Genomic DNA, 12135 nt, shown 5'->3' on the forward strand with positions numbered 1-12135 from the left:
CAGTCACACCCACCAAAAAGGCAGGCGCCAAAAACAATTTGGCACTGACATTCATCGACACACTGTTGAGTTCTCAAAGAACACGCACACACCAACACTCGAAGAAGAATCCTCGTCGCGTCGGGGCAACCGTTCCAACTTATATCTTTCCGATCACCCGATGCAAATCGTTGTGATCGGACATCCCAGGGGACACGAATCTCGTTCGAATCCTTCGGAAAGATCAGGCGCCGCCGTCCAACCGCGTGTCCCCGGCCTCTCGGTCGGGGTTGGCGTCCGTGTCGCTCTGACCTGGAATAAGGTACGCGACGGAGAACAGAGCGTCAAATCCGCAGGTGGGCGCCACCCGCGCGGTTAAATCTGCTGGTCGACTCGTGGATTCGACCGGCTGACCGGGGGCGTTCCACGAATTACACCATTGTGATGCGCAGCACGCTAGACGGACACGATCCGGACACCCGCGAAGTTCCTCTTTCCGCGGCGCAGGACCAGCCACTCGCCATGTAGGAGATTTTCGGGTTCGGGCGTCCAGTCCTCGCCTGCGATCTTCTCGTTGTTCACGTAGGCACCGCCCTCTTTGACGGTGCGGCGGGCTGCACCCTTGCTCTCACACAGACCACTCGTGACGAGTAGGTCCACGATTCCGGTCGGTGCATCCTTGGCGATTTCGGCCACCGAGGCCTCACGTAGAGCCGCAGCAAGGGTCGCTTCGTCGAGTTCCTCGAGTTCTGCCCGCCCGAACAAAGCTCTACTCGCCAGCTCGACGGCCCGAGTGTTCGCCTCGCCGTGAACGAGCGTCGTCATCTCCGCAGCGAGTCGGCGCTGGGCCTCGCGTGCCTGCGGACGATCCTTCGTGGCGGCATCCAGTTCGGTCAATTCCTCTTCCGAAAGGAACGTGAACCACCGCAGGTACTTGACGACATCGTCGTCGGCCGTGTTCACGAAGTACTGGTACCACGCATATGGGCTGGTCATCTCCGGGTCCAGCCAAAGGCTTCCGCCGCCTGTCGACTTTCCGAACTTGGCTCCATCCGATGCGGTGACGAGCGGGACGGTGAGTGCGTGCACGTGCTCGCCGTCGACACGACGGTTGAGCTCCACGCCGGCGATGATGTTTCCCCATTGATCGGATCCACCGACCTGCAGCGCGCAGCCGTGGGTCCGGCGCAGCTGGAGGTAGTCGTTCGCCTGGAGCAGCATGTAGCTGAACTCCGTGTAGGACATGCCATCGGCTTCGAGTCGCCGCTTCACGGTATCCCGAGCCAGCATCACGTTCACCGAGAAGTGCTTTCCGATGTCCCGGAGGAAGTCGACAGCCGACAGCTCCCCGGTCCAGTTCATGTTGTTCTCGATGACGGCACCCGTCGGAGAGTCGTCGAAGTCGACGAAGCGCTCGAGCTGAGCACGAATCCGCTCGGACCACTTGGCGACGGTGTCCGCGGAGTTCATGGTCCGCTCCCCCACATCGCGCGGGTCCCCGATCAGTCCGGTTGCTCCGCCCGCGAGAACCACGGGCCTGTTACCGGCGCGCTGAAAACGCTTCAGTGCAAGCAGAGGCACCAGATGGCCGGCATGCAAACTCGGACCGGTCGGATCGAATCCGGCGTACAGGGTGACCGGCCCCGAGTCGAGATCACGACGCAACGCATCGAGGTCGGTCGACTGGGCGATGAGCCCACGCCACTGGAGTTCGTCGATGATGTTCACAGTCACGGCATCGATCATCCCATCCCGTCCGAATCGCACCTCGCTCGCGGGCTGCGACGGTATGCCGACACCGACTTCGAGTCCGGGAACCAGAGGCGCCACGGACGGTCGGCGGCCCGGCTGACGCCTACCCGTGGGCCGGTCGCACAACTGTCACCGCCGCTCGAGATGGCCTGCTCCAACCGGATCGGCGAATCCGCGTCGAGGAGGTCCGTCCCGTTGTCGGACAGATCGACACCGAGCGCTGCGCCCAGGTTTCCCGGACCGCGCGCCAGTCCCCGAACGTGTGTGCACCCAGGTCGACGCCCGCGCGCAATCGCCTCACCCTCGATCACCTCGGCGCCGCGAAGGAGAATTCCTCCAGAATGACCGACCGGTCCATAAGAGACGTTCATGCAGAAGTGCATGCCATAACTCCGGTACACGTAGAGGTGTCCGGCGCCGCCGAACATCACCTCGTTGCGCGGTGTGCGCCCCCGAAATGCGTGCGACGCCGGATCGGGCCACGGACCGTCCACTTCCCCGCCGTACGCCTCCACCTCGACGATTCGAGCGGACACCCCCCGTAGGCACAGCACCGCGCCCAGAACGTATCGCGCGGCCTCCACGGGAGTTCGGGCACCGGACAGGGCTTCGCGGGACACGGCTTCGCGGGACACGGCTTCGAACTTCATCACGCCCAATTGTGCCCTTGACCGCTACCCGGCACTCGCTGCATAATTCATCAAAGGATGATTTCATTGCACGATGAATTGAGGCGAGATGGCAAGCGACTCAGCCGTCCAGATACGCGACCTGCACGTGATCCGCGGCCACAAACCGGTGCTGCACGGGATCGACGTGGACGTCGGACGTGGATCGATCACCGGCCTTCTCGGCCCCTCGGGTTGCGGCAAGACCACGTTGATGCGGTGCATCGTGGGCACTCAGATCATCGAGTCGGGAACCGTGACGGTGCTCGGTCGATCGGCCGGCACGGCTCCCCTACGTAACCGAGTCGGCTACGTGACCCAGTCGCCCAGCGTGTACGCGGACTTGACGGTGAAGCAGAACGTCGGCTACTTCGGCGCACTGCATGATGTATCGAAGTCCGCTGTGACCGAGGCGATCTCGACGGTCGGGCTCACCCACTACGCGACACAGGCAGCTGCAGATCTATCAGGCGGACAGATGGGGCGGGTGTCGTTGGCCTGTGCCCTGGTGTCCGAGCCCGAGTTGCTCGTACTCGACGAGCCGACCGTAGGCCTCGACCCGGTCCTGCGCGTCGAACTATGGGAACGATTCACCCAATTGGCAACCAGCGGTACGACCTTGGTGATCTCCAGTCACGTCATGGACGAAGCCGACCACTGCGACTCGCTCCTGCTGATGCGTGACGGCCGAGTACTCGCACATCCCACACCGGACGAGCTCCGCGACCGAACCGGCGAGGCGAGTCTCGAAGACGCGTTCTTGAGCCTCATCCGGACCGCCGAGCAGGAGGACTGACGCGATGAACCCTCGCATTCTCCTCGTCACCGCAGGCCGAGTTCTCGCGCAGCTCCGGTCGGATCACCGCACCGTCGCCATGATCTTGGTCGTTCCCAGCGCCTTGATGATTCTGCTGTACTTCCTCTACCAGAACGTTCCCACGACTGCGGGCGAGCAACCACTCTTCGACCGGATCGCGATCACGATGCTGGGGATCATTCCGTTCGTGATCATGTTCCTGGTCACGTCCATCGCGATGCAGCGAGAACGCACCTCGGGCACGCTCGAGCGCCTGCTCACCACGCCGATGGCCAAGCTCGACCTACTCGGTGGTTACGCAACCGCCTTCTCCGCAGCGGCGGCGGCGCAGGCTGCACTCGCCTGCGCAGTGTCGTTCGGATTCCTCGGACTGTGGACGCAGGGAGCGGTCGGCTGGGTGATTCTGATCGCGATAGTCGACGCAGTACTCGGTGTAGCCCTCGGTCTGCTGTGCAGTGCGTTCGCGCGCACCGAATTCCAGGCCGTTCAGTTCATGCCCGTAATCGTGATTCCGCAACTCTTCCTGTGCGGTCTACTGGTCCCGCGCGACCAACTGCCGACGTGGCTCGAATGGACGAGCAACGTGCTGCCCTTGAGCTATGCCGTCGAGGCACTGAACGAAGTGGCAAAGAATCCAGGAACGACAGCGACCATGTGGCGGGATCTCGCCATAGTTGCACTGTTCGCAGTCGGAGCGCTGTGCCTTGCAGCTGCGACGCTTCGCCGTCGAACACCCTAGGAGCCGCAAGTCGTGACGAATCTCCCCGAACCGCACCGCCGCACGGGCCGCCGGCCCGGAAGCCCGAACACCCGTGCCCGAATTCTCGAGTGCGCTCGCGCTCGATTTGCCCGAACCTCATACGACAAGGTCTCCGTACGCGCAGTCGCCGACGACGCCGGTGTCGATGCCGCGCTGGTGCACCACTATTTCGGAACGAAGAAGGAACTGTTCGTCGCGTCGATCGAGCTTCCCGTCGATCCGGCGCAGATCCTTACGCCCATCCGCGAAGCCCCGATCGACGGAATGGGCGCAATCCTTGCCGGATTGGTACTGCCCGTGTGGGAATCACCCGGGAAGCATGCCGTCGTCGCACTGTTTCGATCAGCCATGGCCGGAGACGACGTCGACCTCGTTCGAAACTTCTTCCTCGAAGTCGTTCTTCGGGAGATCGCACCGCGCGTGGACGAACCGACCGGAACAGGCTCTCTCAGAACGCAACTCGTCGTGTCCCAGATGTTGGGGCTGTTGACCACGCGACACGTCCTCGAACTGGATCCGCTCGACCGCGTGCCGGTGGATGGTCTGATCGACGTGATCGCGCCGACCCTGCAGCGCTATCTCACCGGGCCACTCCCGGACTCGGTACTCCGAAGCGCGAAAGACTAACGGCCGCCGTTGGGCTGCGCCCTTGCCACGAGAGATTCGTGCTCTTCTTCGCCGACATCGCGACCCTCGTCGATCAACAGAACCGGAATTCCGTTCTCGATCGGATACGCACGGCGCAGCCGAGGGTTGTAAAGGACCTCGTCGTCGATCAGCAGCAGCGGCCCCTTGTCCTGTGGGCACGCCAGAATACTGAGCAACGTCGCATCGATCGCCACGTGAAGATCCTCTCGACTGTTCGGCAACGTGTTCAGGTTACCGCGCATCACTCGAGGCGGGTGCGAGCACCGACGGCGCAGCGATATCGGCCGCAACTGCCTTCGTCATTCGCTTGTAGCGTCCGGACTTGGGGTCGAGGTACCACGCACGCGCACTCGGCTTCGGAATGCCGGCCGACCGCAGAACCGAGGCACTCGGCCGGTAAGACGGTCCGAGCGGGATCGACTCGACGACGTGAATGATGTCGGGACGCATTGCACACGGCAGCGAGTCGAGCGCATCGCCCACCTCGGCAATGCGGGGCACCCGGCCCGGGCGCAACGTGATTGCCGCAACCGACAGGCTCACCTCGCCCTGAGGTACGCCGTACACCACGGCCATGTCGATACGGTCCACCGCCACGAGAGTGTCCACGATGGGCTGGGTGTGGACGATCCCACGCCGCGTCTCGATGACCGTACGTTTGTGGTCCACGAGCCAGAAGTCGCCGTCCTCGTCGCGGCGGAACAGATTCTCCGTGGGGATCCACGCGTCGCCGGCTTCGAAAATGCCACGCACGGCGACATTCGTTCGCTCGGCGTGAATCCCGGCCCGACCGAGAAGCAAGCCCACCTCGTTGTCACCGCATTCGCGCACGAAACCGTTCTCGTCCTCGAGCAGCCGTCTCGCAACCGGGTCGTAGGCGGCGATCCGCACGTCCGCGCTCCCGGGGAGTGGACGACCCTTCGATCCGACTTTCACACCCGCGACATTGGCGAGAACCACGTCGCCTTCGGTGGAGGCGTAGAACTCGAGCACCTTGGCCGGTGAGAATCGTTCGGTGGCTCGCCGCCACAGTCCCGTCGGCATACCGGAGCCGATGAACAGCCGAACGTTGTGTGAATCGTCCAGGGCCGGCACGTCGGCATCGAGAATCTCCCGCAACATCGTCCAGGTGTAGCTGACCACCGTGACCCCGTAGCGGTGAATCTCCTCTGCGAAACGTTCGGGCTCGAGTGCCGCCGACAACGCGATACGCGACCCACCGGCAATGGCGCCACCGAGAGCCGCCAACAGCGTCGACGAGTGATACAGCGGCGCAAGGCAATAGACCGTGTCGCCGCGGTCGAGGTCGGCCGCCGTAGCCGTACCGAAAGCGGACAGAGCCCACCGATAGTTGGTGATGTGCTTGGTCTCGAGTTGCCCGTTCGACTCGGTGAAGATGATGAACGCCAGTTCCCTCGCCAGACCGGGGTCCGGCTGATACCAACCCGGGATTCGCACTGCATCGGGGTCGATCTGCTCGAGGTCGATCACGTCCCGATCCGCCGGGAACTCGAGATCCCGCAACTCACCGCCCCCGAGCACGAGAACCTGTTTGCAGGTCGTCATGGCGTCCTCGAGGTTTTCCGGATCCGCGACGATCTGTTCGACGTTCCCCAGCTGAACCGCCGCATCCAGATTCGATCCCGGAGCCAACAACACCGCCACCGCCCCGATTCGCGACAACGCCACAATCGTGGCGAGCGCGCTGGGTCGGGTCTCCATGAGGACACCGATTCGGGATGCGGGCCTGACTCCACAGTCGATCAGCCCGCGAACGACATTGTCGACGCGAGTATTTGCGGCGGCGTAGGTGTGAACTCGGTTGTCGAACAGAAAGCACTCGCCATTGGGCGCCTTCTTCCGCTGTTCTGCGAGCAGTCGGCTGAGCGAGATTCGTGTGTGCGGCTGGATCTGGCCGAGCCGCGCCAGGCGCGGCAGGGCCCTGGTCGCCTCACTGGACAGTTCCACGGTTCCTCGAACCGCACCCGAGGCCAGGTCGCCAATACCCTTGCTCAGGCCGGCGCCGACTTCCGCGAACGAAGCAACGGTGTGCACGATTCGGTCACTGATGGACACACCGGTCTCGCTCTCGTCGTGCTCCCCGTAACCCATGAGCTCGATCCCCTGCGGCCGAGCCCCACCGCCCGAATCGACCCAACGAACCCACTCGCCCGACGTAGGCCACGTATGGGTGGCCGCGGCCGATCCCACCACGAGTCCGAAATGTCCGGCCCGCATGGACGATTCGTACACGTCCGCCCGAGGCGCCGCGCGGCGAATACCGCGAACGGCGACAGGCTGGCCGATGTCGTCCACCTCGCCGACGAAGGCAAGGATGGGGCACTTGAGCTCGGAGAGCGCAACGACCCGGTCCTTGATGACGAATCCGCCGGTCAGCATTCGATTGTGAACGATGAACTGTTTCAACAGCTCCGCCACCGCCGGGCCGGACCAACCGACCCAGCCGTCGGCAGCGAGGAATCGCCGCTGCTGCTCACGCGGCAGTAGCGCCTCTCGGTCGTGAAGCTGCATGAGAAAGTCGACTCGCGACTTCAAGGTCTTCACGGGATCGAGAAGTTGAAAACCCGTCCGAGCCATCCACCCCGATACCGCAAGCCGAGTGAAGACGTGGTCGGCCAGGAGCTCGGCACCCTTCGTCGCGAACCCTGCGGGAATTCCGAAGGGCAAGGCCGCCAATGTATCCACCGGACTGCCGAACGTGACGATGCTGGCGATGTTCTTGCTTCTCCGGTACGCCGCAGCCTGGTACGCAAACATTCCCCCTTGGGAGTACCCGGAAAGATGCACGTCCCGGCCGGTGTGTGAACGAACCAGATCGACGATGTCGCTGATCGCCACGATGTGATCGGCGAGGTTGCGATCCCAACCGCCTTCTTCCGCATCGGGAGACCCGAAATCCACGACCCAGGGATCGATCCCCATTCCGTGCAGAATTCCGACCGCACCTTGGTCGCGGGTGACGTCGTAGACGTCGGCGGACATCATCATGGGCGGAATGAGAACGATGGGCGGGGCGAGATCCTCGGGAGGGGTGTCCGGGAAATAGCGGCGCAGTCGATACATCGGCGCCCGCTCGACGATCTCGAACGGTGCCGTCGTCAAATCGGTCTCGAGCCCGCCGAGCCGAACCACCTCGAGACCGTTCTGAGCGGTCGCCACGACTCGACGTATCGGCCCCAGAACAGCCTTTGTATTCAGTCCCACGAATACACTCCCAGCCTCATCGAGATGTGATCCACATCTCGCTACCCTGAACCTGCACTCACAGTACTGCGGCCCTCGGCACCCGCGCAGTCAACCCCCGAGAGAAGTCGTCCGTCAGGCGGTCCACTCCCTCAGGCTCCGCGCGAGCTCCTGTACCCCGCTCAACTGTTCGGCGACACGTACACCGGCCGTACCGCCCCGCGCGTTCCGAGATGTGATGGACCCGTGCACGGTCAGAACCTCCCGCACCTGCGGTGTCAGCGCCGGATCGACAGCGGCAAGCTCCTCGTCGGTGAGATCCGCGAGCCCCACACCGCGCGACTCCGCCGACCGCACACACGCACCCGCCGCTTCGTGGGCAACACGGAACGGCACACCCTGACGTACGAGCCACTCTGCGATGTCGGTCGCCAACGTGAATCCTGCGGGCGCAAGCTCGGCCATTCGTTCGGCGTGGAACTCGAGTGTTCCCACCAATCCCGCGATCGCCGGAAGCAGAAGCTCGAGCTGAGCGACCGAGTCGAACACCGGCTCCTTGTCTTCCTGGAGGTCACGGTTGTACGCGAGGGGCTGCGCCTTCAACGTCGCCAGCAGACCGGTCAGGTTGCCGATGAGTCGCCCGGACTTTCCTCGGGTCAATTCGGAGACGTCCGGGTTCTTCTTCTGCGGCATGATCGACGATCCCGTCGACCACGCGTCGGCGAGTGTCACGTAGCCGAACTCGGGCGTACTCCACAGAATGATCTCCTCGGCCATCCGAGACAGATCCACGCCGATGAGCGCCAACACGAATGCCGCTTCTGCTGCGAAGTCGCGCGAGGAGGTCGCGTCGATCGAGTTCTCCGCGGACGAGTCGAAGTCGAGTTCCGCAGCAATTGCCTCCGGGTCCAGCCCGAGCGACGACCCCGCGAGCGCACCCGATCCGTATGGCGACACTGCCGCGCGGACGTCGAAGTCCTGTAGTCGACGCACGTCCCGCAGAAGCGGATGAGTGTGCGCGAGGAGATGGTGCGCCAAGAGCACCGGCTGCGCCGCCTGCAGATGGGTCTTGCCCGGCATAACAGCATCGGGGTGCGCCGCCGCCTGTGCCGTCAACGCGTCGACCACATCGAGCACACCCGACGCCACTTGCCGCACCGCATCGCGTAGCCACATCCGGAACAGCGTCGCGACCTGGTCGTTGCGCGAACGACCGGCCCGCAGGCGCCCACCGACTTCGGGTCCCACTCGATCGATGAGGCCACGTTCGAGAGCGCCGTGTACGTCTTCGTCGCTCTCGCTCGGTGCGAAGGCACCGCTCTCGACGTCGGCCGCCAGCCGGTCGAGACCGTCCAACATGGTCGTCAGATCCTCGTCGGAGAGCAGCTCGGCCTTGTGCAGCACGCGTGCATGCGCCTTCGAAGCTCGAACGTCGTACGGTGCGAGCACCCAATCGAAGTGAGTCGACTTGCTCAGTGCCGCCATGGCAGCAGCAGGCCCGGATGCGAACCTGCCGCCCCACAGGGCTCCGGCATTGGTGCCGTGTGAATCCGACATTGCTACAGACCCAGATCGCGTTTCGCCGCGACCTTCGAGGACAGACCGTGAATTTCGACGAATCCCTTGGCCGATGCCTGGTTGAAGCTGTCACCCTCGTCGTAGGTTGCGAGGTTGAAGTCGTAGAGCGACTCGGTGCTCCGACGACCGTTGACCACGATGCTGCCACCGTGCAGAACCAGACGGATGTCGCCGGTCACACGCTCCTGGGTCTTCTCGATGAAGGTGTCCAGCGCGGTCTTCAGCGGTGAGAACCAGAGGCCGTCGTAGACCAGCTCGTTCCAGCGCTGCTCCGTCTGACGCTTGTAGCGGCCGAGTTCGCGCTCGAGGGTGACGTGCTCGAGTTCCTGGTGCGCGGTGATGAGCACCATCGCTCCCGGCGCTTCGTAGATCTCCCGGCTCTTGATGCCGACGAGCCGGTCTTCGACCATGTCGAGGCGACCGACGCCCTGTGCACCCGCGCGCGTGTTGAGCTCCTGGATTGCCTCCAGAACCGAAACCGGCCTGCCGTCGATCGCAACCGGCTTGCCCGCTTCGAAGCTGATGATCAGCTCGTCGGGCGCCTGGAAGTTGACCGTCGGGTCCTGCGTGTAGTCGTAGACGTCTTTGGTGGGCGCATTCCACAGGTCCTCGAGGAAGCCTGTCTCGACGGCACGGCCCCAGACGTTCTGATCGATCGAGAACGGCGACTTCTTCGTGACGTTGATCGGAATCTGATTCTCTTCCGCGAAGGCGATGGCCTTCTCACGGGTCCAGGCGTAGTCGCGGACCGGAGCAATGACATCGAGATCCGGGGCGAGCGAGTGGAACCCGACCTCGAAACGAACCTGGTCGTTGCCCTTGCCGGTGCAACCGTGCGCGACCGTCGTGCCGCCGTGTGCACGAGCCGCATCCACGAGGTGCTTGACGATCAACGGCCGGCTGATTGCCGACACGAGCGGGTAGCGGTCCATGTAGAGCGCGTTCGCCTGGATGGTGGGCAGGCAGTACTCGTCCGCGAACTCGTCACGTGCGTCGACGACGACCGACTCGACGGCGCCACAATCGAGTGCACGCTGACGCACGACCTCCATGTCCTCGCCGCCCTGGCCGAGATCGATGGCGACCGCAACCACTTCCTTGCCGGTCTCCTTGCCGATCCAGCTGATGGCGACGGAAGTGTCCAGCCCGCCGGAGTAGGCGAGTACGACGCGTTCGGCCATGGTGTTTGTGCTCCTTAGGTTGAAGATCTCTAGAGAAGATTCAGTTGTCGAACCGGTGCGCTCACGCCAATGATTCGATCATCGTCGCGAGTTCGGCCCCGGTCATCGGTTCGCGGGCCACCACGAGAATGGTGTCATCTCCCGCGATCGTTCCCACCACGTCGGGTAATGATGCCCGATCGAGTGCACTGGCCAGATAGTGCGCCGCCCCTGGCGGCGTCCTCAACACCGCGAGGTTTCCACTCCCGTCCGTGGCGACGAGCAATTCGCCCAGAAGCCGGGACAGCCGGTCGGTGCCGCCGGACACCCCGCGGACAGGGTTACCGTCCTCCGGCACCACGTACACACCGGCACCGCCGTCTGCCGCGCGAAGCTTGACCGCGCCCAGTTCTTCCAAGTCACGCGACAGGGTGGCCTGGGTCGCTTCGATGCCCTCCGCGGAGAGGAGGTTGGCGAGTTCGGTCTGACTGCGAACCGGATGCGCCGACAGCAACGCGATGATGCGCGCCTGCCGCCCTGCACGTGTAGGTGCAGATGCACGGTGTACGGGTCGGGCGGACACGGTGTCGGCAACCTTGTCCACCGGGGTGGAACTCATCGCCGACGTCCCGAGTCCGCGAGGGCGGAGTTGTGCGCGAGCAGCCACACGAGCAGCGCCTTCTGGGCGTGCAGGCGATTCTCGGCCTCGTCCCAGACCAGGCTCTGCGGGCCGTCGAGAACCCCGTCGGTCACCTCGTCACCCCGGTGCGCCGGCAGGCAATGCAGGAACACCGCGTCCGCGTTCGCGAGCGCCATCAGCTTCTCGTCGATCTGGAAGGGCCGGAAAGGCCCGATTCGATCACGGCCGTCGTTCTCCTGTCCCATCGACGTCCAGGTATCCGTGACCAACGCGTCGGCACCCGACGCCGCCTGGTGGGGATCGTTGGTGATCACGATCGACGCGCCCGTTTCCTCGGCTCGCTTCTTCGCGGCGTTCACGACCCACTGCTTCGGTTCGAAACCGGTGGGGCTGGCGATCGTCACGTTCATCCCCGCGGTCACTCCCCCGAGCATCAGTGAGTGCGCCATGTTGTTCGCGCCGTCGCCGAAGTATGCGAGCTTCAAGCCCTTCAACTGCCCTTTGCGCTCGGCCAGAGTCAGGAGGTCGGCGAGCACCTGGCACGGGTGGAACTCGTCGGACAGCGCATTGACGATCGGGATGTCGGTGCCCTCCGCCATCGCTTCCAGGCGCTCCTGACCGAATGTCCGCCACACCACCGCGTCGACGTACCGCGACAGCACACGTCCGGTGTCCTGCAACGTCTCTTCACGTCCGAGTTGGGTACTGTCGCCGTCCACAACCACGGCATGGCCGCCGAGTTGCGCGATGCCCATCTCGAACGAGAATCGCGTCCGCGTCGAGTTCTTCTCGAAGATGACTCCGACGCCTCTCGGGCCTTCGAGTGGACGTTCGGAGAACGGCTTGCTCTTGAGGCGCAGTGCGATCTCGAGTACTTCCGCCTGCTGTTCCGGGGTGAGGTCGTCGTCCCGGAGAAAATGTTTCACCAT

The 12135-nt window shown here is 63.9% G+C and carries 11 protein-coding genes; 3 read left to right on the top strand and 8 right to left on the bottom strand.

Going from position 1 to position 12135, the window contains the following annotated elements; genetic code table 11:
• Positions 1–435: 435 nt before the first annotated feature.
• Both tyrS and ACFWO3_RS14845 read right to left on the bottom strand, forming a co-directional pair.
• Positions 436–1713 (bottom strand): tyrosine--tRNA ligase, encoded by a 1278-nt coding sequence (gene tyrS / locus ACFWO3_RS14840; protein WP_378578836.1) that lies wholly within the window; start codon positions 1711–1713, stop codon positions 436–438.
• 8 nt (positions 1714–1721) lie between these two features.
• Positions 1722–2381 (bottom strand): DNA-3-methyladenine glycosylase, encoded by a 660-nt coding sequence (locus ACFWO3_RS14845; RefSeq protein ID WP_378578839.1) that lies wholly within the window; start codon positions 2379–2381, stop codon positions 1722–1724.
• A gap of 88 nt (positions 2382–2469) precedes the next feature.
• Between ACFWO3_RS14845 and ACFWO3_RS14850 the strand changes: the two genes are divergently transcribed.
• Genes ACFWO3_RS14850 through ACFWO3_RS14860 form a run of 3 tightly spaced genes read left to right on the top strand, consistent with a single transcriptional unit; the run spans position 2470 to position 4603 of the window.
• Positions 2470–3195 (top strand): ABC transporter ATP-binding protein, encoded by a 726-nt coding sequence (locus ACFWO3_RS14850; protein ID WP_378578841.1) that lies wholly within the window; start codon positions 2470–2472, stop codon positions 3193–3195.
• A gap of 4 nt (positions 3196–3199) precedes the next feature.
• Positions 3200–3955, top strand: coding sequence for an ABC transporter permease (locus tag ACFWO3_RS14855; RefSeq protein ID WP_378578843.1), 756 nt, complete (start codon positions 3200–3202; stop codon positions 3953–3955).
• A gap of 12 nt (positions 3956–3967) precedes the next feature.
• Entirely contained in the window at positions 3968–4603 is a 636-nt protein-coding gene (locus tag ACFWO3_RS14860) for a TetR family transcriptional regulator (RefSeq protein ID WP_378578845.1), read from the top strand.
• Here ACFWO3_RS14860 and ACFWO3_RS14865 read toward each other — a convergent pair.
• The 6 genes from ACFWO3_RS14865 to argF all read right to left on the bottom strand — a co-directional run bounded on the left by ACFWO3_RS14865 (position 4600) and on the right by argF (position 12135).
• A complete protein-coding gene (locus tag ACFWO3_RS14865; RefSeq protein ID WP_378579246.1) occupies positions 4600–4818 on the bottom strand; it encodes a Trm112 family protein in 219 nt (72 codons plus the stop codon). The genes ACFWO3_RS14860 and ACFWO3_RS14865 overlap by 4 nt on opposite strands.
• Before the next feature lie 37 nt (positions 4819–4855).
• Positions 4856–7849 (bottom strand): acyl-CoA synthetase, encoded by a 2994-nt coding sequence (locus ACFWO3_RS14870; protein WP_378578847.1) that lies wholly within the window; start codon positions 7847–7849, stop codon positions 4856–4858.
• Between the two features lie 114 nt (positions 7850–7963).
• A complete protein-coding gene (gene argH, locus ACFWO3_RS14875) occupies positions 7964–9385 on the bottom strand; it encodes an argininosuccinate lyase (RefSeq protein WP_378578849.1) in 1422 nt (473 codons plus the stop codon).
• Positions 9386–9387: 2 nt separating this feature from the next.
• Complete coding sequence (locus ACFWO3_RS14880; protein WP_378578850.1) at positions 9388–10587, bottom strand: argininosuccinate synthase; 1200 nt, start codon at positions 10585–10587, stop codon at positions 9388–9390.
• Positions 10588–10648: 61 nt separating this feature from the next.
• Positions 10649–11185 (bottom strand): arginine repressor, encoded by a 537-nt coding sequence (locus ACFWO3_RS14885; protein ID WP_378578851.1) that lies wholly within the window; start codon positions 11183–11185, stop codon positions 10649–10651.
• Positions 11182–12135: an ornithine carbamoyltransferase gene (gene argF, locus ACFWO3_RS14890; protein ID WP_378578853.1), complete on the bottom strand. Its 954-nt coding sequence runs from the start codon at positions 12133–12135 to the stop codon at positions 11182–11184. The genes ACFWO3_RS14885 and argF overlap by 4 nt, the downstream gene beginning before the upstream one ends.

This window comes from Rhodococcus sp. NPDC058521, from assembly GCF_042719695.1.
Classification (GTDB): Bacteria; Actinomycetota; Actinomycetes; order Mycobacteriales; family Mycobacteriaceae; genus Rhodococcus_F.